Annotated in this window: 18 protein-coding genes; 2 read left to right on the top strand and 16 right to left on the bottom strand. The window is 63.3% G+C overall.

Annotation, left to right across the window (positions count from 1 at the left end; all coding sequences use genetic code 11):
- Positions 1 to 47 precede the first annotated feature (47 nt).
- The 16 genes from PAQ31011_RS10060 to PAQ31011_RS09985 form a co-directional block, all read right to left on the bottom strand.
- Entirely contained in the window at positions 48 to 641 is a 594-nt protein-coding gene (locus tag PAQ31011_RS10060) for a TetR/AcrR family transcriptional regulator (protein ID WP_046290871.1), read from the bottom strand.
- Between the two features lie 183 nt (positions 642 to 824).
- Positions 825 to 1,988 (bottom strand): cardiolipin synthase ClsB, encoded by a 1,164-nt coding sequence (gene clsB / locus PAQ31011_RS10055; protein ID WP_150575649.1) that lies wholly within the window; start codon positions 1,986 to 1,988, stop codon positions 825 to 827.
- A 46-nt stretch (positions 1,989 to 2,034) separates the two neighbouring features.
- The gene (nudB, locus tag PAQ31011_RS10050; protein ID WP_150575648.1) at positions 2,035 to 2,499 is read right to left on the bottom strand and encodes a dihydroneopterin triphosphate diphosphatase; all 465 of its coding nucleotides are present in this window, start codon (positions 2,497 to 2,499) and stop codon (positions 2,035 to 2,037) included.
- 190 nt (positions 2,500 to 2,689) lie between these two features.
- A complete protein-coding gene (gene aspS, locus PAQ31011_RS10045; RefSeq protein ID WP_046290870.1) occupies positions 2,690 to 4,492 on the bottom strand; it encodes an aspartate--tRNA ligase in 1,803 nt (600 codons plus the stop codon).
- A gap of 47 nt (positions 4,493 to 4,539) precedes the next feature.
- The gene (locus PAQ31011_RS10040; RefSeq protein WP_039396100.1) at positions 4,540 to 5,184 is read right to left on the bottom strand and encodes a DUF502 domain-containing protein; all 645 of its coding nucleotides are present in this window, start codon (positions 5,182 to 5,184) and stop codon (positions 4,540 to 4,542) included.
- Between the two features lie 53 nt (positions 5,185 to 5,237).
- Positions 5,238 to 5,582, bottom strand: coding sequence for an FmdB family zinc ribbon protein (locus tag PAQ31011_RS10035; RefSeq protein ID WP_150575647.1), 345 nt, complete (start codon positions 5,580 to 5,582; stop codon positions 5,238 to 5,240).
- A 294-nt stretch (positions 5,583 to 5,876) separates the two neighbouring features.
- A complete protein-coding gene (locus PAQ31011_RS10030; protein ID WP_150575646.1) occupies positions 5,877 to 7,322 on the bottom strand; it encodes a high affinity choline transporter 1 in 1,446 nt (481 codons plus the stop codon).
- A 397-nt stretch (positions 7,323 to 7,719) separates the two neighbouring features.
- Complete coding sequence (locus PAQ31011_RS10025; RefSeq protein WP_150575645.1) at positions 7,720 to 8,418, bottom strand: methyltransferase domain-containing protein; 699 nt, start codon at positions 8,416 to 8,418, stop codon at positions 7,720 to 7,722.
- Between the two features lie 40 nt (positions 8,419 to 8,458).
- A complete protein-coding gene (gene ubiB / locus PAQ31011_RS10020) occupies positions 8,459 to 10,018 on the bottom strand; it encodes a ubiquinone biosynthesis regulatory protein kinase UbiB (RefSeq protein ID WP_150575644.1) in 1,560 nt (519 codons plus the stop codon).
- Positions 10,019 to 10,021: 3 nt separating this feature from the next.
- On the bottom strand, positions 10,022 to 10,645 hold the full coding sequence (locus PAQ31011_RS10015) for a ubiquinone biosynthesis accessory factor UbiJ (protein WP_174990049.1): 624 nt from the start codon (positions 10,643 to 10,645) through the stop codon (positions 10,022 to 10,024).
- 166 nt (positions 10,646 to 10,811) lie between these two features.
- On the bottom strand, positions 10,812 to 11,783 hold the full coding sequence (locus PAQ31011_RS10010; protein ID WP_150575643.1) for a Tim44 domain-containing protein: 972 nt from the start codon (positions 11,781 to 11,783) through the stop codon (positions 10,812 to 10,814).
- A 227-nt stretch (positions 11,784 to 12,010) separates the two neighbouring features.
- A complete protein-coding gene (gene ubiE, locus PAQ31011_RS10005) occupies positions 12,011 to 12,745 on the bottom strand; it encodes a bifunctional demethylmenaquinone methyltransferase/2-methoxy-6-polyprenyl-1,4-benzoquinol methylase UbiE (RefSeq protein WP_039396086.1) in 735 nt (244 codons plus the stop codon).
- A 59-nt stretch (positions 12,746 to 12,804) separates the two neighbouring features.
- The gene (locus tag PAQ31011_RS10000) at positions 12,805 to 13,218 is read right to left on the bottom strand and encodes a gamma-butyrobetaine hydroxylase family protein (RefSeq protein WP_150575642.1); all 414 of its coding nucleotides are present in this window, start codon (positions 13,216 to 13,218) and stop codon (positions 12,805 to 12,807) included.
- A 123-nt stretch (positions 13,219 to 13,341) separates the two neighbouring features.
- The gene (locus PAQ31011_RS09995; protein WP_150575641.1) at positions 13,342 to 13,779 is read right to left on the bottom strand and encodes an HIT family protein; all 438 of its coding nucleotides are present in this window, start codon (positions 13,777 to 13,779) and stop codon (positions 13,342 to 13,344) included.
- Between the two features lie 65 nt (positions 13,780 to 13,844).
- Positions 13,845 to 15,533 carry a Na+/H+ antiporter gene (locus tag PAQ31011_RS09990; protein ID WP_150575640.1) on the bottom strand — a complete coding sequence of 563 codons (1,689 nt, stop codon included), beginning with the start codon at positions 15,531 to 15,533 and terminating at the stop codon, positions 13,845 to 13,847.
- A 70-nt stretch (positions 15,534 to 15,603) separates the two neighbouring features.
- The gene (locus tag PAQ31011_RS09985; protein WP_150575639.1) at positions 15,604 to 19,599 is read right to left on the bottom strand and encodes a DUF3683 domain-containing protein; all 3,996 of its coding nucleotides are present in this window, start codon (positions 19,597 to 19,599) and stop codon (positions 15,604 to 15,606) included.
- A 586-nt stretch (positions 19,600 to 20,185) separates the two neighbouring features.
- On the opposite strand from PAQ31011_RS09985, the gene PAQ31011_RS09980 reads away from it, so the two are divergent.
- Both PAQ31011_RS09980 and PAQ31011_RS09975 read left to right on the top strand, forming a co-directional pair.
- Positions 20,186 to 20,644, top strand: a complete 459-nt coding sequence (locus tag PAQ31011_RS09980) for a (2Fe-2S)-binding protein (RefSeq protein WP_150575638.1) — start codon at positions 20,186 to 20,188, stop codon at positions 20,642 to 20,644.
- A 17-nt stretch (positions 20,645 to 20,661) separates the two neighbouring features.
- On the top strand, positions 20,662 to 22,881 hold the full coding sequence (locus tag PAQ31011_RS09975; RefSeq protein WP_150575637.1) for a xanthine dehydrogenase family protein molybdopterin-binding subunit: 2,220 nt from the start codon (positions 20,662 to 20,664) through the stop codon (positions 22,879 to 22,881).
- Positions 22,882 to 22,949 lie beyond the last annotated feature (68 nt).

Genomic DNA, 22,949 nt, shown 5'->3' with positions numbered 1-22,949 from the left:
ACCTACTCCTCCGAACAAATCGAATCGAATCGCGGACGGCTCGCGCCTCACCCGCGCTGATAAGACGAAATCAGTTTTTCCAGTGCCACCCGGGTCATGTCGACGGCGCCGGGGTCCCGAAGGAAGCGCGCGTCGTGATGCAGGCCGAGTGTCAGGCTGTACATTTCAAAGAGCATCAGGCGCGGATCGGTGTCCGGGCGCAGATGTCCCTCCTCCTTCGCTTGCGTAATCGCGCGCAGCAGGGCCGATCGCCACAACTGCACACTCTTCACCAAGGCTTCGCGCACCGGACTGGCCGCACGATCGTCATACTCGACAGCGCCGCTGATATAGATGCAGCCCGTCGTCACTTCGCGAATCCGCTTGTCCATCCAGCGATCCACCAGCGCTCTGAGTCGCGGCAGGCCGCGCGGCGCTTCCATGCTGGGAGCGAACACTTCTTCATCGAAGCGCCGGTGGTACTCCATCAGCACTTCGATCTGCAAATCCTCACGCGACCCGAAGTGCGCGAAGACGCCGCTCTTGCTCATTTGCATACGATCGGCCAGCAAGCCGATCGTCAGCCCCTCAAGCCCATCCCGCCCCGCCAGTTCAAGCGCGGCATTCAGGATCGCGGCACGTGTCTGTTCACCCTTTCGCATATGTTTTGCATCGCTTTGGTTATCCGTTCTTCGATGCTAACCAAAAAATCGAACGGCCGTCCTATTATTGGGAAACGTCCATGGGGTAACAAGGAATTTATTAGATCGGAATACCTAATCGGTATTGGGCGCGGACCCCGGCCCGGCGGGCGCGGGCAGGCAGTCGGCAGGGGCGTACGGCGCTCAGTCGTACTTGCCGCGCGTGAGGACTTTCATCGCCAGGCGATAGAGCCGGTAGGCCATCCACTGACGGAAGCGCCGCCAGCGCGAGCGTTCGCCGTAGCGCTCCGGGTCGATCAGACGCGCCTCCGCAAACGCCCGACGGATATGGTCGCGCAGTTCGATGACAACGGGATCGTCGAGCACGACGACGTTAGCTTCGTGATTCAGAAACAGGGACAACGCATCGAGATTCGACGAGCCGACCGTCGCCCAGACATCGTCGACCACGGCCACCTTCCCGTGCAACTGGCGCATGTCGTACTCCCCGATGCGCACCCCGGCGTCGAGCAGCTTGGCGTACAGCCACGGCACCGCCGTGTCGAGCAGACGGAACTCCTTGCGGCCGATGAGCAGATGCACGGCAACGCCGCGTCGGGCGGCCTGCGTGAGGGCACGTCGCAGACGGCGTCCCGGCACGAAGTACGGATTCGCGAGCCAGACCTCGTGACGTGCCCGCCCCAACGCCATCAGATAGGCCTTCTCGACCGAGCGACGATTGTGGAGGTTGTCCCGCGCGACGAAGGCCGCCTGCCCCGCATAGGGCGCGTGCAAACGCCCGCGAAGTCCCCGACGACGGTGACGAAACGGCGTACCGAGATATCCCGGTGCGAGACGCTGCCATTGAATGTGGAACGCCGCCACAATCTCGGCGACGATGGGCCCGCGACACTGCACGGCGAAATCCCAACGCGGGTCGTCCATGCGCGTGCCGCCACCACCGCCGCCGTTGTAATCGTCGATGATGTTGATGCCGCCCACGAACGCCACCGTGTGATCGACAACAGCGATCTTGCGATGCGTGCGCGAAAAGCCGAACTTGCCGAAGAGTCGCGGATTGTAGATGCGGTGCGCCACCCCGTTCTCGCGCCAGGCGTCGAAGAACGGCAGACGTCGACTCGTGCCGATGCCGTCCGTGATCACCCGCACCTTCACGCCGCGTTGTGCCGCGCGTTGCAGGGCCGCGGAGACGTTCTCCCCGGCGTCGTCGGCTTCGAAGATGTACGTTTCGAGCGCCACGTCATGCTGGGCGTGGTCGATGGCGTCGATGAGCGCGGTGAAGTAGTTCGCGCCGAGATAAAGCAATGCCAGTTCGTTGTCGCGGGAGAACGGCAGGTATTTGCTCATCGGCTGGGCGGGGGGACGATGGGCACGCAGGACATGGGGCGGACGATCAGCGCACGCGCAACGGCAACTGCCGGATCGCGTCGCCGTTCGAGGGAGAGAAGCAACGCTCGGCCGCCGCTTCCCACGGCAACCAGACATAGTCGACGTGCTCGCGCGGCGAGAGCGTCACGACCGTGTTTTCCGGGACACACAGGCCGAACCAGTGCTCGGTGTTGCGCGTGACGCCCGGCGCGTAGCGATGTGCCCAGCGCGGGTAGATGTTGTACTGAATCTCGTGATGCCAGTCGGTCAGCGCCGCATCCGGCACGGGCGTACCGTTCGCTACGCGAATCCCCGTCTCCTCGAAGACTTCTCGCGCAGCCGTCTCGGCGAGCGGCTCGTCGAGCTGATCCTTGCTGCCGGTCACGGACTGCCAGAAATTCCCCGCGTCGGCACGCTCGATGAGCAGAACGTCGAGCGCCGGCGTATAGATCACGACCAGCACGGATTCGGGAATCTTGAAGGGTTTCATGCAGGCAACGGAGTTCAGGCAGCGATGATGCATTGTATAGGGCCGGCGCGGCGTTGCGGTGCACGGATCCCCAACATCACGCGTGCCAGAAAGCAAAAACCCCCTCGCCTCACGGCAAAGGGGGTTTTCCAACCGGCTCGCCATGCCGGGACAAAGGCCCGGCGATGACTTGCACGAACGTCGCGTCGGCTTACGCCTTCGGCGCTTCCGGCTGACGCAGACGGATGTGCAGTTCGCGCAGCTGACGCTCGTCGACCGGCGACGGCGCTTGCGTGAGCAGATCCTGTGCACGTTGCGTCTTCGGGAACGCGATCACGTCGCGGATCGAATCGGCACCGGCCATCATCGTGATGACGCGGTCCAGACCGAACGCGATACCGCCGTGCGGGGGCGCGCCGTATTGCAGGGCGTCGAGCAGGAAGCCGAACTTCGCACGCGCTTCTTCTTCACCCAGCTTGAGCGCACGGAACACCTTGCTCTGCACGTCTTCCTGGAAGATACGGACCGAACCGCCGCCGATTTCCCAGCCGTTGAGCACCATGTCGTAGGCCTTCGCCAGGCACTTGCCCGGGTCGGTCTCGAGGTAGTCGATGTGCTCGTCCTTCGGGCTCGTGAACGGGTGGTGGCAAGCGACCCAGCGGGCGTCTTCCTCGTCGTACTCGAACATCGGGAAGTCGACGACCCACAGCGGACGCCAGCCGGCTTCGAACAGGCCGTGCGACTTGCCGAATTCCGAATGACCGATCTTCAGACGCAATGCGCCGATACCGTCGTTGACGACCTTTTCCTTGTCCGCGCCGAAGAAGATGATGTCGCCGTCTTGCGCGCCGGTGCGCTCAAGGATCGAAGCAACAGCCGCGTCGTGCAGGTTCTTCACGATCGGGCTTTGCAGACCGTCGCGGCCCTTGGCGACTTCATTGACCTTGATCCAGGCCAGACCCTTCGCGCCGTAGATCTTCACGAAGTCGGTGTACGCATCGATTTCGCTGCGCGAGATCTCTGCACCGCCCGGCACGCGCAGGGCGACCACACGGCCGCCTTCGGTCGTGGCCGGCACCGAGAACACCTTGAAGTCCACGTCGCCCATCACGTCGGTCAGCTCGGTGAATTCGAGCTTCACGCGCAGGTCCGGCTTGTCCGAACCGAAGCGGCGCATCGCTTCCGAGTACTCCATGACCGGCACCTTCGCGTCGAGTTCGACGTCGATGGCTTCCTTGAACACGTGACGGATCATGTTCTCGAACAGATCGCGGATTTCCTGCTCCGAGAGGAACGAGGTTTCGCAGTCGATCTGCGTGAATTCCGGCTGACGATCAGCGCGCAGGTCTTCGTCGCGGAAGCACTTGGTGATCTGGTAGTAGCGGTCGAAGCCGGCCACCATCAGCAGCTGCTTGAACAGCTGCGGCGACTGCGGCAGCGCGAAGAACTGACCGGCGTTCACACGCGACGGCACGAGGTAGTCGCGCGCACCTTCCGGGGTGCTCTTCGTGAGCATCGGCGTTTCGATGTCGATGAAGCCTTGCGCGTCGAGATACTTGCGCACTTCCATCGCCACCTTGTAACGCAGGCGCAGGTTGTATTGCATCTGCGGACGACGCAGATCCAGCACGCGATGCGTGAGGCGCGTGGTTTCCGACAGGTTTTCGTCGTCGAGCTGGAACGGAGGCGTAACCGACGGGTTGAGCACCTGCAGCTCGTGGCACAGCACTTCGATCTTGCCGCTCGTCAGGTTGGCGTTCTCGGTGCCGGCCGGACGGCTGCGCACGAGACCCGTGATCTGCACGCAGAACTCATTGCGCAGGCCTTCGGCGGCCTTGAACATCTCAGCGCGGTCCGGATCGCACACGACCTGCACCAGACCTTCGCGATCGCGCAGGTCGATGAAGATGACCCCGCCGTGATCGCGGCGGCGATTGACCCAGCCACAAAGCTTGACCGTCTGGCCCAGTTGTTGCTCGGTCACCAGACCGCAGTAGGAGGTACGCATGGACATTTTGCTGTTCCGATTTTCAAAAAATGGCGTCGACAGATCCCGGTGGCTCACAGGAGCGGACCGGGACGTTGTTGGCGCGGGTTGTGGGCGGGCGCCACCACGCCCATCGATACGATGTACTTCAGTGCAGCGTCGACCGTCATGTCGAGTTCGATCACGTCGCTCGCCTTCATCATCAGGAAGAAGCCCGAGGTCGGGTTCGGCGTCGTCGGGACGTAGACGCTCACATACTCGCCCTGCAAGTGATTGACCACATCGCCGCCCGGCGCGCCGGTCAGGAAGGCGATGGTCCAGGACTCGCCGTGCGGATAACGCACGAGCAACGCCTTGCGAAACGCGTTGCCGCTGCTCGAGAGCAGCGTGTCGGAGACCTGCTTGACGCTACCGTACAAGGGTCCAACGATGGGAATGCGCGTCAGAATCGCTTCCCACCAGCCGACCAGCTTCTGGCCAATGAAATTATGCGTCAGAAGGCCGACGACGAACACGAAGGCGAGCGTGACGATCACGCCGAAGCCCGGAATGCGCAGACCGAGCAGGCGCGACGGTTGCCACTCGTCCGGCAGGAGCAGCAGGGTCTGATCCATCGTGCCGATGATCAGGCCGAGCACCCAAAGCGTGATGGCGAGGGGCACCAGCACCAGCAGGCCGGTGAGGAAAATCGTCTTCAACGCGGGTTTTTTGACGCTCATGGCAGGACTCGCGAATGTGGTCGGCTACTGAGGGACAGCGGAATTAGTTTGACTCAATGGCAGGCGCAACCGCCGCCGCAGCTCGCTGCCGGGGCGCTCGACGACTCGCCGCCCGCAGACGCCGACGACGATGCGGAGGCGCTCTCGCCGGACGATGCCGCTGCAGGGGCTGCCGATGCTGCCGCGCCCGATGCCGGCGCGCTCGTGCCGCCGGAGCCACCACGGAAATCGGTCACATACCATCCCGAGCCCTTGAGCTGGAACCCGGCAGCAGTCACCTGCTTGACGAACGAGTCCTTGCCGCATTCGGGGCACTGGGTGAGCGGGTCATCGCTCATTTTTTGCAGCACATCCTTGGCGAAACCGCATGTTTCGCAACGATAGGCATAGATAGGCATGATTCTTTCCGACGGAAAAAGGCGCGCAAAGCCTTGAATTATAACCGCTTCACAAGGCTTTCGGGATTTGTACGGAGATAAATGGGGGCGTCGCGACGCAAGATCAAGACCGGGCGTCGCCGCAATCCGCGTGGCAAGCCGCGTCGCCCATGGAAAAGGGCGACGACCGCCGCCCTTTTGCCCTGCACTCGCCGTCAGCCATTTGCAGCCGCCAGCACACCGTCGGGTGCGCACCGGTTGCGGCCACCGAGCGAGCACTCACATGCATCGCACCGAGGCCTCAGCCCGCCAAGGTCAGATCGTCGAGACCTGCTGCTCAGGCGGCTGACCGCGCTCCGAGGCCGGTTGCAGCAACGAGCCGACGACCATCCCCGTAATCGACGCCAGCAGACCGGCCAGTTGCGGCGGCACCAGCGCTTCCGGTGCGAGCGCTTCGCAGGCAATCCACACAATCAGCCCGAAGAACACGGCCAGCGTGCCGCCCAGCGAGCTGGAGCGCTTCCAGTACAGACCGAACGCCAGCGGCACGAAGCAGCACACGAGCGTGACCTTGTACGCGCTCTCGACCATCTGGAAGATCGACGCCTTCGAGTTCATGGCGTACACCAGCACCAGCGCCGTGAAGCACAGCACGACGATACGCATCAGACGCAGCAGATGCTTGTCGTCGATACGCCCCTTGAGCATCGGACGAATGATGTTCTCCGCGAACGTCACCGACGGCGCCAGCAGCGTCGCCGACGCACAGCTCTTGATGGCCGAGAGCAACGCGCCGAAGAACATCACCTGCGCGACGATCGGCACACTGGTGAGCACCAACTGCGGCAGGATCTGCTGCGGGTCCGTGCCGATGTACTTCTGCACCATCGACGGAGCGATCAGCAGCGCCGAGTAGGCGAGGAAAATTGGGATGAACGTGAAGAAGAAGTACAGCACGCCGCCCGTCACGGAACCGGAGACGGCAATGTTCTCCGACTTGGACGACATCACCCGCTGGAACACATCCTGCTGCGGGATCGAGCCGAACATCATGGTGACGCCGGCCGCTATGAACGCTAAGACATCCGCCGGATTCATCTCCGGCAGGAACACGAACTTGCCCGCTTCAGAAGCGTGCGCGATGACCGCGCTCGCCCCGCCCGGCACCATGCCCGACACGACCACGGCGATGTACACGAGCCCCACGACGATGATGATCATCTGGATGAAGTCGGTCACGGCCACCGAAATCATGCCGCCCAGCAGCGTGTAAGCAAGCACCGAGACCGCGCCGATGATCATGCCCGTCGGCTCCGACATCGCGCCGCCGGACACCGTATGGAACACGAGGCCCAGCGCCTTGATCTGTGCGCCGACCCAACCGAGGTACGAGATGACGATGGCCACCGACGTCACCACTTCGACCGTCCGGTTGTACTTGAGCTTGTAGAAGTCGCCGATCGTCATGAGGTTCATGCGATACAGCTTTCGGGCGAAGAACATGCCCACGAGGACCAGACACATCGACGAGCCGAACGGATCGGCGACCACGCCGCGCAGGCCCTCGCCGATGAACGTCGCGGGAATGCCGAGCACCGCTTCAGAGCCGAACCAGGTCGCAAACACGACAGCCACGACCATGCCATAAGGCAGGCGGCGGCCAGCGACGGTGAAATCCTTGGTATTGCGGACCTTGAGGGCGGCCAACAGCCCGATAGCCACCGAAATGACCCAATACAGAATGACAAACCAGATCAGCATAACGCGGCCCCAGCCAAGCCCCAGAGCGACGGTTGCGGCAGGGAAACGTCAAAGGCCGCGCGTGATCCGGTCGACAGAAGCCGCCGCGCAAGCCAACGAAACCGAGCCTTGGGCCGCAGCCTTCCGGGCAACAGAAAATCAGGTCGTGCATGACGGGGCTGATGCGATGCAGCGCTCTTGGGCGCCCGTTTTTGCCACCTGGGGAAAAAATTTTGGGCCGATTATAGCGGCGCGCGGGATGCGCGGGGAAAAAAGTCACAAATCCCCGGATGGATCGTGGCAAATATCGGGAAATACCGAGTGACTGCCAGGCGGTTAGGCGTAGTTGACGTCAGCGACGTGTTGCACAAACGCGTCGCCAGGACGCTTCGACAAGCAGGCCACCCGGGACGAGACTTCAGCGACGCCGCCAGACCATCCAGTGTTCGGCTCCGGCAAAGACCGGCACCGAGTCGTCGACGAGACGGTCGACTTCGCAGACGAAGTCGGGCGACAGCAGCGCGTCGAGCGACTCCGGCGTCATACCGAACGGCGGCCCCTTGGGCGTTTCCTTGAGGAAGAAGAATCCGGCAAGACGTCCGCCCGAGGGCAGCAGTTGCGCCATGCGACGGGCGTAGCCCGGCCAGAGATCGCGCGGCAACGCACAGAGGAATGCACGTTCGTAGACTACGTCGAGCGTGAATGGCGGCGTGTAGGTGAAGAAGTCGGCTTGTTCGACGAGCGACGCCCGCGCACCCAATTGCGCTTTGGCTGCATCGACGGCCCCCGGCGCGAAGTCGATGGCGCGCACCGGCCAGCCTTGTGCGTCGAGCCACGCAGCTTCGTACGCCGCGCCGCAACCGGGAATCAGCGTGGCGGCGCGTGCTGCACCCTCGCCTGCCACGAACTCGCGCAGTGCCGACGGAACGCCGGCGGCGTCCCACGGCATGAAGGCGTTGGCGAAACGTTCGTTCCAGAATTCGGCGCGCGACGGATCGCGGTGGGAAAACGACGGCACAGCGGGTTTGTCGCCCCCGTTTCCTGCTGCGCCACTCTCGCCGGCATCGCCTTCGCGCGGTGCGCGCAACACGGTATAGGACTTACGAATTGCAACCATGCTCAGGCGCTCCTCAGCGGCAGAGATCGGCGAACGAGAATCAGCTATACAACCACACGAACGCCGTCAGCACGCCGATAGCGATCCCACCGACCAGACAGAACGCGCCGGTCAGCAGGCGGTTAGTGCGGCGTTGCTCCTGAAGGAGTGCGAGCAACAATGTATCGTCCTGCGGGCGCGCGTGCGCCGCCAGTGCCTGATGGATGAGCCGCGGCAATTGCGGCATCGTCTTGCTCCACTGCGGCACTTCCGCTTTCAAACGCTCCAGCCAGCCGCGCGGGCCAATCTGCTCGGCCATCCAGCGCTCCAGGAACGGCTTGGCCGTCTTCCAGAGATCGAGATCGGGATCGAGCTGACGTCCCAGCCCTTCGATATTGAGCAGCGTCTTTTGCAGCAACACAAGCTGCGGTTGAATTTCGACGTTGAAGCGGCGCGACGTCTGGAACAGGCGCATCAGCACCAGCCCCAGCGAGATCTCCTTGAGCGGACGATCGAAGTACGGCTCACACACCGCGCGGATCGCGCCTTCGAGTTCTTCCACACGCGTATCCGGCGGCACCCAGCCCGACTCCAGATGCAGCGACGCCACCCGGTGATAGTCGCGACGGAAGAACGCGAGGAAGTTCTGCGCCAGATAGTTCTTGTCGAATTCGGACAGCGCCCCGACGATGCCGCAGTCGAGCGCGATGTAGCGTCCGAACGTTGCGGGATCCAGGCTCACGAGAATGTTGCCCGGATGCATGTCGGCGTGGAAGAAACCGTCGCGCAGGAACTGCGTAAAGAAGATCTCGACGCCTTCGCGCGCCAGCTTCTTCAGATCGACGCCCGCCTCGCGCAGCACCTCGATCTGGCTGATCGGCACACCGTGCATGCGCTCCATCACGAGCACGGAGCTGGAGCTGAATTCCCAATAGATCTCCGGCACCATCAACATGCCGGAATCGATGAAGTTGCGACGCAGCTGCGCAGCGTTGGCGGCTTCGCGCATCAGGTCGAGTTCGTCGTGCAGATACTTGTCGAACTCGGCCACGACCTCACGCGGCTTCAGGCGCTTGCCGTCGGGCCACAGACGCTCCACCCAACCGGCCAGATCGCGCATGAGCGCCAGATCGCTGTCGATCACGTTGAGCATGTTCGGACGCAGCACCTTGACCGCAACCTCCTTGCCTGCGTGCTCGCCGTCGCGAACCCGTGCAAAGTGCACCTGTGCAATCGATGCGCTCGCCACCGGCGTGCGCTCGAACTCCACGAACACTTCGTCGAGCGGACGGCCCAGCGACTTCTCGATGCTCGCGTGTGCCACCTGCGGATCGAACGGCGGCACCTGATCCTGCAAGCGCGCCAGTTCCTGTGCGATGTCCGGCGGCATCAGATCGCGACGCGTCGAGAGCACCTGCCCGAACTTCACGAAGATCGGACCCAGCGATTCGAGCGCCAGACGCAGTCGCTCGCCGCGCGGCGCTTTCAGCCCGCTGCGGCCGATCGTGAGCACGCGCAGCAACCCGCGCGTAACCGGATGGGGAATGCTTGAGAGCACCAGCTCGTCGAGCCCATAGCGATAGCAGACGAAGAAAATCTTGATGAGACGCAGGAGACGCATCGGTCAGCGGCCTCCGGTAGTACGGGACGCCGCATCGGGCGATCCCTTCAGGCGTTCGAGCTTCTCGAGACGCTTTTCCAGCCGCGCGAGGTCGTCACGCAACGTGCCGATGTCGGAGCGCATCGCGTCCAGCCGCGGACGCGCGACCAGCAGCGGGTTCTCTTCCACGAAGTAGTCGGCCAGCGAGCGCACCAAAGTGCCGCCTGTGCGGCGAGCGCCTGCGACAGCAGCGCGGCCCGTCTCCGTCACGCGGTGGGCTGCGGCGTCGCCGATGACCTTACTGAGGTCTTCGGCCACTTCCCAGCGCAGATGCTGCGCCAGATAGGACACCGTATTGGCGAACTCGGCGTCGCCCTCGATCTTGACGTGACGCATCACGGCGGCCTGTCCACCGCCCGCGAAGTCGGCCAGCGCCGCCGGGGGCACCGAGATGCTGACGTCGCAGGGGAAGTCCGCCTCAGTGGCGGCCAGATAGCCGTCGTCGCCGACACGCAAGCGCACGTCGATTGCCGACATGGCCAGCCGGGCGGATGCGCCGACATGATGGCGCAGACGGTCGCGTGCCCACGGTTCGCGGGCAAGCAAATGGTTCACGGTGGCGGCAAAGGCTTTGGCGGCTACGGTCATGAGCTTGGCGGCCGGCCGGCGCTGAACACCGGTCGCACCGAAAGACGCCGTCCGCAGACAACCTTCGGACGGCAAAAACAAAAGAGCCCGCGCATTGACGCGCGGGCTCTCATTGTAAGGCAGGTTACGCCAAAAACGTCGCCAGCCTAGTTCAGATCAAGGCAGCTTAAGCGAGCTGCTGAATCCCGGCGAGCACCCAGCCACCGTTGCCGGTCACCGGCTTGGTCAGGTTCCACACCTCGTTGAACGGCTCGGCGGCGGCACCTTCGGCTTCACGGATCAGGCCCGAGAAGCGAACGCTTGCCATGTACTCGCTGGTCGATTGCTCGATGCCAAGGAGTTCGGCGTCCAGTTGCACGACGTCCGTACGGTTGGTCGACTTACCGCGCTCTTCGAGGTCCATCTTGATTTCCGCGAACATCTGCGGCGTGGTGAACTCGTTGATGTCGGCCTGATCGCCCTTGTCCCAGGCGGCTTGCAGACGGTTGAAGTACACCTTCGCGCTGCGCAGGAAGCCTTCCGTGTCGAAACCAGCCGGCACACCGAACGACTCGGCTGCGGCGGCACCTGCGGCGACCGGAGCAGCCGTCTGGAAGGCGGTTTGCTGCGGTTGCTGCGTTTGTTGCTGGCTATCCCATTGCTGACGCAACGAATTGTTCGACGATGCGTCGTTGCCTGCGCCTGCATAAGCCGGCGTCTGCGACTGCGACTTATTGCCACGGAAGCGGCGGATCAGCCACATCACGGCGAACGCGATCAACGCAATGATGATGACGTTGGCCATCATGCTGGCGAACGCGCCACCCATGCCGAAGTGCGACAACAGCGCGGCAATACCGAGGCCTGCGGCCAGACCGGCGATCGGTCCGAGCCAGCGGTTGGCCGGTTTGGCGGCTGCGGCCGCGCCTGCGGCACCTGCGCCTGCGGCCGCCGGAGCGGCCTGAGTCGGGGCTGCGCCCGGGGCGGCTTGCGCCGGCTGCTGCGGCGTTGCCTGACGTTGCGTCACGGTGTTGGACTGCTTGCCGATGCTCCGGCCGCCGCCAACGCGCTTGGCGTCAGCGTCCGCGATCGTCATGCCGACCGCCACTACGCCGGCCACAACGCCCAACAACAGCTTGTTTTTCAGGAACTGGAACATCGTTCTGGTCTCTCCGTGGAGTTATAGGTTGCTGTCTACTGACAGACGTCAACCCAAATGGTTCAGCCGTTTTTTACGTACTGAAACCAGATAAGGCGATGGGCGATTCTGCCACAGCAAAATTAGCTTGTACTTAGGGGACGGCAAACAAAACGCCCCGGCGCGGCGATTCTCCGCAATCCGGGGCGCTGCATGTCGTCTGGATGATCAGGTAAGTAAGTGTGTACTCAGAACTTACGCCCGATATGCAGGGCGACGACACCGGCGGTCAGGTTGTGATACTCCACGCGCTCGAGACCGACGTCTTCCATCATCGTCTTGAGCGTTTCCTGATCCGGGTGCATGCGGATCGATTCGGCCAGATAGCGATAGCTGTCGGCGTCGCCCGCGATACGCGAGCCGAGCCACGGCAGCACTTTGAAGGAATACGCGTCGTAGGCCTTTTCCAACGGCTGCCAGACCTTCGAGAACTCCAGCACCATGACCTTGCCGCCCGGCTTGATCACGCGGCGCATTTCCGCGAGCGCGGCGTCCTTGTGGGTCATGTTGCGCAGGCCGAACGCCACGGTCACCACGTCGAAATAGTTCGACGGGAACGGCAGCTTCTCGGCGTCGCACAGCAGCGACGGCGTCACGATGCCGTCGTCGAGCAGACGATCGCGACCCACACGCAGCATCGATTCGTTGATATCGGTGTGCCAGACTTCGCCGGTCGGACCTGCCGCACGCGCGAACGCCTTCGACAGATCGCCCGTACCACCTGCGATGTCGAGTACCTTGAAGCCGGGACGCACGGCCGCGCGTCCGATCGTGAAGGCCTTCCAGATGCGGTGCAAGCCGCCCGACATCAGGTCATTCATGATGTCGTACTTGCTCGCCACGGAATGGAACACCTCGGCCACCTTGCCGGCCTTTTCCTTTTCGTCGACGGTCGTATAACCGAAGTGGGTCTGATCACCCATTGCACATCTCCAAAATCAGGTAAGCGGGCACACACTCGCGTGTGTGCGGCGCCGGGGCCTCAATGGTGGTGACAGCCACCGGCCGCCGGCGACACCATCGGCGTGTCGCGATCGACACCCGCTGCGGCGAGCTTGTCCAGGTATTCCTGCCACAGCGCGTCCTGACGCACGCACAGCTCGTAGAGGTAATCCCACGAATAGATGCCGGTGTCGTGGCCGTCCGAGAAGACGGGACGCACGGCGTAATTGCCGATCGGTTCCAGACCGTTCAGCGTGACGTCACGCTTGCCGGTTTGCAGCGTCTCCTGCCCCGGCCCGTGACCACGCACTTCCGCCGACGGCGAAAGCACGCGCAGCATTTCGAACGGCAGGCGGTAGGTCTTGCCGTCTTCGTAACCGAGTTCCAGCACCTTTGATGCGCGATGCAGCGTCAGGGAAACGGGAATCGGCGTATCTTTCTCCAGCCCAGCCATGGTCTTGCTCCAGAAAATTCGGTCGCCGCGCGAACTTGCTGCGCGTATGCCTAATACGGCACATCGGCCGGCAGTATAGCCGCTCAGGCGCACGCAGTCAGTCTGCTCAGTCAGGCCGCTGAATCAGGCCGGCCAGCCCGGCATGCGTTCCAATTCTGCCACGATGGCCTCGCGCAACGCCGGCAGCCATGCCGAGCGCTCGGCGATCACAGCATCCGGCAGCTCGCGCTGCGGCGCGCTCCAGACCGAACCGGGGAAGTGGATGTCGTCGCGATAACGCGGAATCACGTGCCAATGCACGTGCGGCACCATATTACCCAGGCTCGCCACGTTGACCTTATGCGGCGACATCACCGTGCGCTGCGCGGTCTCGACGGCGAACACCGCACGCATCACATGCTCGCGTGCCGCCTGCGGCAGATCGCTCATCTCTGCGACGTGCTCGCTCCAGATCACACGTGCGAAGCCCGGATACCCCGGTTCGCTCGCCAACACCACGCGCAACACCGGATCGCGCCACACCACTTCGCCGCCATCACCGGCGCAAAACGGACATTCCATAATGATTCTCCCTCCCGTTGGCCTGTCGTGCTGCCATCCTCAATGCAATGAAAGGACGGCACACCTCAGTGCTTCTTTCCTTTGCGACGTTTGCCGGTGGCCGGATCGACCGGCCCCAGCGCGAGTTCGGCGAAGTCGATTTCGCTAAGCAGTTCGCGCAGCGTTTCGTCGTTGATGCGGTGCGTGATGCGCAGGCGCGACAACTCCACGCGCTCTGCCTGCAATGCGGCAGCCCGCAAACGCCGCTCCACCTCGACCTCGCGCACCGCGCGCTCACGCATCTCTTCGGTCGCCGTCGCAGCGTTGAGCGTGCGGCGATACCGTCCCATCACCCGCGCCGCCGCTTCCGCGCACACGGCCGTATCCAGTTCGTCGCCCGACTTGGCGATCATCTTCTGCAAAGACTCCACCGCACGAATCGCCGCTTCGGACGCCGCCAGCCGCGCCTCGCCCATCTCGCGATTGCGTGGGTCTTCCACCGGCCAGCGCACGCCGCGCAGCAGGATCGGCAACCCGAGGCTGCCGCCGATCAGCGACAGCAGAATCACACCAGCGGCGAGGAAGATCAGCAGATCGCGCCCCGGAAACGGCGCACCGCCCGGCAGCGCCAGCGGCACGGAGAGCGCACCGGCCAGCGTCACCGCGCCGCGCACGCCCGAGAGCGCCGTCACACCGGTAAAGCGCATTCCCGGCTTCATCGTGATTTCGCCGCGACGCATGCCAAGGAAATACATCACGCGCCACGCGACCCAGACCCAGCAGAAACGCAGGACGATGAGTACGGCGGAAATCGCGCCGACGTAGAACATCAGTTCGCCGAGATTCGTCAGCGTCCCCCACAGATGCTCGCTCGGGCGCAGCGCCGCGCGTACGATGTCCGGCAGTTGCAGGCCGAGCAGCACGAACACCGAGCCGTTGAAAACGAATTCGAGCATCGACCACACCCCGTTGCCGAGAATGCGGGTGGCCGTGCGGCTGTTGAGCAGATCGGTCGAACTGACGGTCATGCCCGCCGCAACCGCGGCGAGAATCCCCGAGAAACCGAAGTGTTCGGCGAGCAGATAAGCCGCGAACGGCATGAGCAGCAGCAGCAACACGACGGTCGCAGGCTCTTCTGTCGACGCGTCCAGCACCCGGCGGTGGAATTGCGTGAACAGCCACGTCACCGCCCAGCCCGCGAGCAGGCCACCCAGCGCGATGACGAAAAAGGAGAACGTGGCGTTACCGACGGAGAAGATGCCCGTGGTCGCAGCCACCAGTGCGAACTTGAACGCGACGAGACCCGACGCGTCATTCATCATCGCCTCGCCTTCGAGCACGTGCATCAGCCGCGTGGGCATGCGCATGCGCCCGGTGAGCGCGGAGACGGCGACGGCGTCCGTCGGCGAGAGCACGCCGCCGAGCGCAAACGCGACGGCCAGCGGAATCGACGGGATCATCCAGTGGATGAAGTAGCCCACGCCGAGCACCGTGAAGATCACGAGGCCGAGTGCCATGGCGACGATCGGCACGCGCAGGTGCCAGAACTCGCGCTTGGGCATGCGCCAGCCGTCGGCAAACAGCAAGGGCGGGATGAACAGCAGGAAGAATATCTCGGGATCGAGATCGATGTGCAGACCCGCGCCCGGATAAGCGAGCGCGGCACCCACGGCGATCTGCACGAGCGGGACAGGCAGGAATCTGACGAAGCTGACCAGCACGCCGGTCAGCGCCACTACGAACAGCAGGATCAGTGCTGTGTAGACTACCTCCATGCCACCTCCGTGGTCCGTCGGTCAGTCATCGGCCGCGTCCCCCAGAGGTGCACGAGGGGTGAGAGGTGCATCAGACCAGCACGCGTTCGATGCCGCCGTTGTTTGCATCCTTGACGTAGTCCACCAGCCACTGATCGCCCAGAATGTGCTTGGCGATCTCGACGACGATGTAGTCGGCGGTGACATCGGCGTCGTCGTTGTAGCGCGACAGACCTTGCAGGCACGACGGGCAGCTCGTCAGAATCTTGACGTCTTCCACCTTGCCGTCCGCCCGCAGCTTCGCCGCGCCCTTGCGCATCTCCTCTTCCTTGCGGAAGCGGATCTGCGTCGAAATATCCGGACGCGTGACCGCCAGCGTACCCGATTCGCCGCAGCACCGATCGTTCTTCTCGATCTTGTAGCCGTCGTTCTCGCTGCCCATCAACTGGTTCACGAGCTTGACCGGGTCCATCGTCTTGATCGGCGTGTGGCACGGATCGTGATACATGTAGCGCGTACCGTTCACGCCTTCGAGCTTCACGTTCTTCTCAAGCAGGTACTCGTGGATGTCCACGATACGGCAGCCCGGGAAGATCTTCTCGAATTCGTAGCCGGCGAGCTGATCGTAGCAAGTACCGCACGACACGACCACCGTCTTGATGTCGAGGTAGTTCAGCGTGTTGGCCATGCGGTGGAAGAGCACGCGGTTGTCCGTCACGATCTTCTCGGCCTTCTCGCCCTGGCCCGATCCGCGTTGCGGATAGCCGCAGCACAGATAGCCCGGCGGCAGCACCGTCTGCACGCCCACATGCCAGAGCATCGCCTGCGTGGCGAGACCGACCTGCGAGAACAGACGCTCCGAGCCGCAGCCCGGGAAGTAGAACACCGCTTCCGAATCCACCGTGGTGGCCTTCGGATTGCGAATGATCGGCACCACCTTGTTGTCTTCGATGTCGAGCAGCGCGCGCGCCGTCTTCTTCGGCAGGTTGCCCGGCATCTTCTTGTTGACGAAGTGGATCACCTCTTCGCGCAGCGGCGGCTTACCGACCGTTGCCGGCGGGTGTGCCGTCTGCTTCTTGGCAATCTTCTTGAAGATGTCCGCACCGAAGCGTTGCGCCTTGTAGCCCCAGTCGATCATCACCTTGCGGGTGATGTTGATCGTCTCGGGGTTAGTCGCATTCAGGAAGAACATACCGGCGGCCGCGCCCGGGTTGAACTTCTTCTTGCCCATCTTGCGCAGCAGATTGCGCATGTTCATCGTCACGTCGCCGAAGTCGATCTTGACCGGGCAAGGCGTGGCGCACTTGTGGCAGACCGTGCAGTGATCGGCCACGTCGTTGAACTCGTCCCAGTGCTTGATCGACACGCCACGGCGCGTCTGCTCTTCGTACAGGAACGCCTCGATGAGCAGCGACGTTGCGAGAATCTTGTTACGCGGGCTGTAAAGCAGATTCGCGCGCGGCACGTGCGTGGCGCACACCGGCTTGCACTTGCCGCAGCGCAGACAGTCCTTCACGCTGTCGGCAATCGCGCCGATGTCCGATTGCTGCATGATCAGCGACTCGTAGCCCATCAGCCCGAAGCTGGGCGTATAGGCGTTGCGCAGATCGGCGGGCAGCTCGGGCAGATTGAGCAGCTTGCCCTTGTTGAAGCGCCCTTCCGGGTCCACGCGCATCTTGTACGCGCGGAATTCGCCGATTTCGGCTTCCGTCAGGAACTCCAGCTTGGTGATGCCGATACCGTGTTCGCCCGAGATCACGCCGTCGAGCGAGCGGGCGATGTCCATGATGCGAGCCACCGCCTTGTGCGCATCCTGGAGCATCTCGTAGTTGTCCGAGTTCACCGGGATGTTCGTGTGCACGTTGCCGTCGCCCGCGTGCATGTGCAGAGCGACGAACACACGACCGTGCAGCACGCGCTTGTGGATCGCCTGCGCTTCGTCGAGGATCGGCTTGAACTCGCCGCCCGTGAAGATCTGACGCAGTTCTGCGCGAATCTCCTGCTTCCACGAAATGCGCACCGTGCGGTCTTGCAGCAGATCGATGAGGCGCGTCTCCGGATGCTTGTTCAGACGGTCGTTCAGCGCGACGTTGATATCGCGAATGCCGTGACGGTTGAGCAGCGGAATAGCGTCGGCGAGCGACATCTCGAAGTTGTCGCGCAGGTACTCCCAGCGTGCGCGCACTTCGCGCAGCATCGTGAGCGCCGTCTGCACGCGATCTTCGAGAATTTCGGCCGACGGAATTTCGTTCGCGTCGTCGGTCTTGCCGAGCGGCAGATTACCGGCTTCGAAGAACGTTTCGAGCGCGTCGACCAGTTGCAGCTTGTTCTTGAGCGAAAGCTCGATATTGATGCGTTCGATGTGATCCGTGTACTCGCCCATGCGATGCAGCGGAATCACCACGTCTTCGTTGATCTTGAAGGCGTTCGTGTGACGCGCGATGGCGGCAGTGCGCGAGCGGTCGAGCCAGAACTTCTTGCGCGCTTCGGCCGACACGGCGACGAACCCTTCGCCGCTCTTGCCGTTGGCCATGCGGATGACTTCCGACGTCGCTTGTGCGACCGCGTTGTCGTCGTCGCCGACGATATCGCCGATCAGCACCATCTTCGGGAACGCGTTGCGCTTCGACTTCGTGGCGTAGCCCACGGCGCGCAGATAGCGTTCGTCCAGATGCTCCAGACCTGCAAGAATCGCGCCGCCTGCGGCCGTCTGCGCGAACATGTAGTCCTTGATTTCGACGATGCTCGGAATTGCTTCCTTCGCCTGGCCGAAGAACTCCAGACACACCGTGCGCGTGTGCGCCGGCATCTTGTGCAGAATCCAGCGCGCGCTCGTGATCAGACCGTCGCAGCCTTCCTTCTGAATACCGGGCAGACCGGCGAGGAACTTGTCCGTGACGTCCTTGCCGAGGCCTTCCTTACGGAAACGCTTGCCCTCGATCTCCAACATTTCGGTCTTGAGCAGCACTTCACCCGGGGCGTGATTGCCGTCGAACCATTTCAGTTCGAAGCGCGCGACCGGAATGTCGTGAATCTTGCCGAGGTTGTGATCGTGACGCGTAACTTCCAGCCAGTTGCCCTGCGGATCGACCATGCGCCACCAGGCGAGGTTATCCAGCGCGGTGCCCCACAGCACGGCCTTCTTGCCGCCGGCGTTCATGGCGACGTTGCCGCCGATGCACGAAGCGTCGATCGACGTCGGGTCCACGGCGAACACCAGACCGGCGCGCTCAGCGGCTTCCGCCACACGGCGCGTGACCACACCAGCACCCGAGAAGATCGTGCCGACCGGCTTGTCGACGCCCGGCAGTTGCGAGTATTCGACCTCGTCGAGCTGTTCCAGCTTTTCCGTATTGATGACGGCCGAGAACGGCGTGAGCGGAATCGCGCCGCCTGTGTAACCCGTGCCGCCTCCACGCGGGATCACCGTCAGCCCGAGTTCGAAGCAGCCCTTCACCAGCGACGCCATTTCGGCTTCGCTATCCGGGGTGAGCACCACGAACGGATATTCCACACGCCAGTCGGTGGCGTCCGTCACGTGCGAGACGCGCGACAGGCCGTCGAACTTGATGTTGTCGCTGGCGGTCGTGCGGCCGAGCACCTTCTTCGCGCGACGGCGCAGTTCCGCCATCTTCTCGAACTCGGCGGCGAAATCCGCCACGGCGCGGCGTGCGGCCACTTCCAGTTGCTCGACGCGGGCCGCACGTTCGCGGCCATGCGCGTCGGCGTGTTCGGCGACGTCGGCACGGCGACGCTTGTCGATCTCGTTCAGACGGTGATCGAGCGCGTCGATCAGCAGCTTGCGGCGCTTCGGATTGTCGAGCAGGTCGTCCTGCAGATACGGGTTACGGCGCACCACCCAGATGTCGCCGAGCACTTCGTACAGCATGCGCGCCGAGCGGCCGGTACGGCGTTCTGCGCGAAGTTCGTCGAGGATGGCCCAAGCGTCCGCGCCGAGCAGGCGCATGACGATTTCGCGGTCCGAAAACGACGTGTAGTTATAGGGAATTTCACGCAGACGCGGGGGTTGAGCGGCTACGGCATGCTTAGCGTCGTGCGGCTCGAAGGCAGGCAAGGGTGCGTTCATCTTGTCGGGCTCGTCATTGCGGCGGTGCATCCGCCGTCGGCGTTCGTCTCGCGGGACGCGCCGAAAGTCAAAATCGGGTATGCGCGGGGCGTGCCGACCGCAGGCGCAAGGGGTGCGCGCGGGCCGGCAACGGTCAATCTGCGGTCAACGAGATCGACGACTGCCGTGCAAGGACGTCGATGACGAATCGTGTTCGGTCATCGAGCAGAAGCACAGAGGGGTGAGGCAGTTGGTGCGCATGCCCAGATCTTTCTTCCGGCTTGGGAAAGTGTTGGTAGGGGAATGTAGGTCGAATTGTACTTCATTGCACCGCAACACGTCGGCGCCGCGCCGAAAACCCCTGCGTGACGCGCCAATCCCCTCTTTTCCATCGTTTGCGACCCCGCCGAACGCCTCATCGTTGCGTTGATAACAGCTTCACAACGCCATCGCCGCCCGCCACCGAACATCACTTTCACCATAAAAGCAGACCGCTATATTCCTTTAGATACAACGACTTGCCTCGCACTTCTGAACTGAAATTTCCATGGAATGGGAGTATGTTCTAGCCGTCCCCCGACTTATCCACCCATCAAGAGGTGTTTCCATGGCTTCGTTCCAACTGAACGGCAAAACGGTGAAGGTCGACGTCGACCCCGCCACTCCCCTGCTCTGGACCTTGCGCGACGCGCTGAACATGACCGGCACTAAATTCGGTTGTGGCATGGCGCTGTGCGGGGCCTGCACCGTCCATATGGACGGCCAGCCCATCCGTAGCTGCGTCACCCCCGTCTCCGCCGTCGAAGGCAAGAAGATCACCACCATCGAGAACGTCGGTGCCGATCCGGTCGGCGCTGCCGTGCAGGCCGCATGGGTCAAGCACGACGTGCCGCAGTGCGGCTACTGCCAGAGCGGCCAGATCATGTCGGCCACCGCCCTGCTGCGCGATAACAAATCGCCGAACGACGAACAGATCGATACCGCGATGGCGGGCAACATCTGTCGTTGCGGCACGTACGCCCGCATTCGCGCGGCCATCAAAGACGCTGCATCGTCGCTGGCTTGAGGCGAGGAGACACCCACATGCGTGAACTTCGTTTCTCCCAACGTCCCGGCGTGGCCGTGGGCGACTTCACCGGCGTGAGCCGTCGTGGCTTCCTCAAGACGTCCGCCATTGCCGCGGGCGGCCTGATGCTGGAAATGTCGCTGCCCGGCATGATGCGCACGGCCAGTGCGCAGGGGGCGGCCCCGGCCGCAGTCGTGCCGTCCGCCTTCGTGCACATCGCCCCGGACGACACCGTCACCATTCAGGTTAACCGACTCGATTTCGGACAGGGCGTACAAACGGCGCTGCCGATGCTCGTCGCCGAAGAACTCGATTGCGACTGGTCGAAGGTCCGTGGCGAGCTGGCCCCGGCCGCCGACGTCTACAAAGACCCGATGTTCGGCATCCAGATGACGGGCGGCTCCGGTTCCATCGCGCACTCGTGGATGCAGTACCGGCGCATCGGTGCGTCGGCGCGCGCGATGCTGATTGCGGCGGCGGCTCAGCAATGGAAAGTCCCGGCCGATCAGTTGCGCACCGAGAAGGGCGTCGTCCTCGGCCCGAACGGCAAGCGCGCCACCTACGGCAGCCTCGCCGCAAAGGCGCAGGCCATGCCGGTGCCCGCCAACGTTGCGCTTAAGGATCCATCGGCTTTCCGTCTGCTCGGCAAGCCGACGGGTCGTCTGGACGCCAAGGCCAAGTCGACCGGCACGCCGATGTACGGCATGGACTTCAAGCTGCCCAACCTCAAGGTGGCGGTCGTGGCGCGTCCGCCCGTGTTCGGCGCAAAGGTGAAGTCATTCGACGCCAAGGCGGCAAAGGCCATCAAGGGCGTGCGCGACGTCCTCGAAATTCCTGACGACCGTGGCGGTACCGCCGTCGCCGTCATCGCCGACGGCTATTGGCAGGCGAAGACCGGCCGCGACGCGCTCAAGGCCGAGTGGGACACCAGCGGCGTCGAGCATGTCGACACCACGGCGCAGTTGGCCAAGTACAAAGAGATGGCGAAGACGCCGGGCACCGTCGCGATCGACACCGACGTCTCCAAACTCAAGGGCGCACCGAAAACGCTGGTGGCCGAGTACAGCTTCCCGTACCTCGCTCACGCGCCGATGGAGCCACTGAACTGCACCGTGCAGATCTCGGGCAAAGGCGCAGAAGTGTGGACCGGCACCCAGTTCCAGACCGTCGATCAGGCAGCCATCGCGCAAACGCTGGGTCTCAAGCCTGAGCAAGTGAAACTGCATACGCTCATGGCGGGTGGCGGCTTCGGCCGTCGTGCGGTACCGACGTCGGACTACGGTGTTGAAGCCGCGCAGGTCGCGAAGGCATGGCACGGCGCGGGGCATCGCGAGCCGGTCAAGGTCATCTGGAGTCGTGAAGACGACATTCACGGTGGCTACTACCGTCCGATGTACGTGCACCGTGCCGAGATCGGTCTGGATGCCAAGGGCAACGTACTGGCGTGGAATCACACCATCGTTGGTCAGTCGATTCTGGCGGGCACGCCGTTCGAGAAGATGATGGTGAAGAACGGCATCGACGGCACGAGTGTCGAGGGTGTCTCCGGCACACCTTACGCCGTGCCGCTACGTCTGACGCTGCATAGCCCGAAGGTCAACGTGCCGGTGTTGTGGTGGCGTTCGGTGGGCAACACCCACACGGCGTTCGTCATGGAGACGTTGATCGACGAGTTGGCGAAGAACGCGGGCCAGGACCCTGTCGCGTACCGCTATGCGTTGCGGGGCGACAAGCACCCGCGTCATCGCGAGGCGCTGGCGCTGGCTGTGGAGCGTTCGGGATACGGCAAGACCAAGTTGCCTGCGGGACAGGCCTGGGGTGTGGCCGTGCATGAGTCGTTCGACTCGGTGGTGGCGTATGTAGTCGTTGCCGAAATGCGCAACAACGCACCGCGGTTGGTCAGCGCTGTGGCCGGTGTTCATTGCAACTTCGCGGTAAACCCGCTGACGGTCGCCGCGCAGGTCGAAGGTGCTGCGTTGATGGGATTGGGCACAACGTTGCCGGGAGCGGCGATCACGATGAAGGATGGTGAGGTTGAGCAGAGCAACTTCCACCAGTACACCGTGGCGCGGTTGACCGACATGCCTGCGATTAGCGTGCACGTGGTGAGTTCGGGCGATGCCCCGACGGGGATGGGTGAGCCGGGGTTGCCGCCGTTGGCCCCGGCGTATGCCAATGCCGTGTTTGCGTTGACGGGCAAGCGTCAGCGCGCGTTGCCGTTCGAAGTCACAACGTAAGCAGGAAGAGCGTCACTCACGAGGGATAAAGAAGGTGGGTCCTGGGAAAGCATGATGGTGAGCCGGAC

It is taken from the genome of Pandoraea aquatica, assembly GCF_902459565.1.
Lineage (GTDB): Bacteria > Pseudomonadota > Gammaproteobacteria > Burkholderiales > Burkholderiaceae > Pandoraea > Pandoraea aquatica.
This window is presented reverse-complemented; position numbering and strand designations above follow the sequence as displayed.

What these genes read in the sequence shown, in the direction of transcription:
- PAQ31011_RS10060 (WP_046290871.1), bottom strand. Translation starts at nt 641, where the DNA reads ATGCGAAAGGGTGAACAGACACGTGCCGCGATCCTGAATGCCGCGCTT.
- clsB (WP_150575649.1), bottom strand. Translation starts at nt 1,988, where the DNA reads ATGAGCAAATACCTGCCGTTCTCCCGCGACAACGAACTGGCATTGCTT.
- nudB (WP_150575648.1), bottom strand. Translation starts at nt 2,499, where the DNA reads ATGAAACCCTTCAAGATTCCCGAATCCGTGCTGGTCGTGATCTATACG.
- aspS (WP_046290870.1), bottom strand. Translation starts at nt 4,492, where the DNA reads ATGTCCATGCGTACCTCCTACTGCGGTCTGGTGACCGAGCAACAACTG.
- PAQ31011_RS10040 (WP_039396100.1), bottom strand. Translation starts at nt 5,184, where the DNA reads ATGAGCGTCAAAAAACCCGCGTTGAAGACGATTTTCCTCACCGGCCTG.
- PAQ31011_RS10035 (WP_150575647.1), bottom strand. Translation starts at nt 5,582, where the DNA reads ATGCCTATCTATGCCTATCGTTGCGAAACATGCGGTTTCGCCAAGGAT.
- PAQ31011_RS10030 (WP_150575646.1), bottom strand. Translation starts at nt 7,322, where the DNA reads ATGCTGATCTGGTTTGTCATTCTGTATTGGGTCATTTCGGTGGCTATC.
- PAQ31011_RS10025 (WP_150575645.1), bottom strand. Translation starts at nt 8,418, where the DNA reads ATGGTTGCAATTCGTAAGTCCTATACCGTGTTGCGCGCACCGCGCGAA.
- ubiB (WP_150575644.1), bottom strand. Translation starts at nt 10,018, where the DNA reads ATGCGTCTCCTGCGTCTCATCAAGATTTTCTTCGTCTGCTATCGCTAT.
- PAQ31011_RS10015 (WP_174990049.1), bottom strand. Translation starts at nt 10,645, where the DNA reads ATGACCGTAGCCGCCAAAGCCTTTGCCGCCACCGTGAACCATTTGCTT.
- PAQ31011_RS10010 (WP_150575643.1), bottom strand. Translation starts at nt 11,783, where the DNA reads ATGTTCCAGTTCCTGAAAAACAAGCTGTTGTTGGGCGTTGTGGCCGGC.
- ubiE (WP_039396086.1), bottom strand. Translation starts at nt 12,745, where the DNA reads ATGGGTGATCAGACCCACTTCGGTTATACGACCGTCGACGAAAAGGAA.
- PAQ31011_RS10000 (WP_150575642.1), bottom strand. Translation starts at nt 13,218, where the DNA reads ATGGCTGGGCTGGAGAAAGATACGCCGATTCCCGTTTCCCTGACGCTG.
- PAQ31011_RS09995 (WP_150575641.1), bottom strand. Translation starts at nt 13,779, where the DNA reads ATGGAATGTCCGTTTTGCGCCGGTGATGGCGGCGAAGTGGTGTGGCGC.
- PAQ31011_RS09990 (WP_150575640.1), bottom strand. Translation starts at nt 15,533, where the DNA reads ATGGAGGTAGTCTACACAGCACTGATCCTGCTGTTCGTAGTGGCGCTG.
- PAQ31011_RS09985 (WP_150575639.1), bottom strand. Translation starts at nt 19,599, where the DNA reads ATGAACGCACCCTTGCCTGCCTTCGAGCCGCACGACGCTAAGCATGCC.
- PAQ31011_RS09980 (WP_150575638.1), top strand. Translation starts at nt 20,186, where the DNA reads ATGGCTTCGTTCCAACTGAACGGCAAAACGGTGAAGGTCGACGTCGAC.
- PAQ31011_RS09975 (WP_150575637.1), top strand. Translation starts at nt 20,662, where the DNA reads ATGCGTGAACTTCGTTTCTCCCAACGTCCCGGCGTGGCCGTGGGCGAC.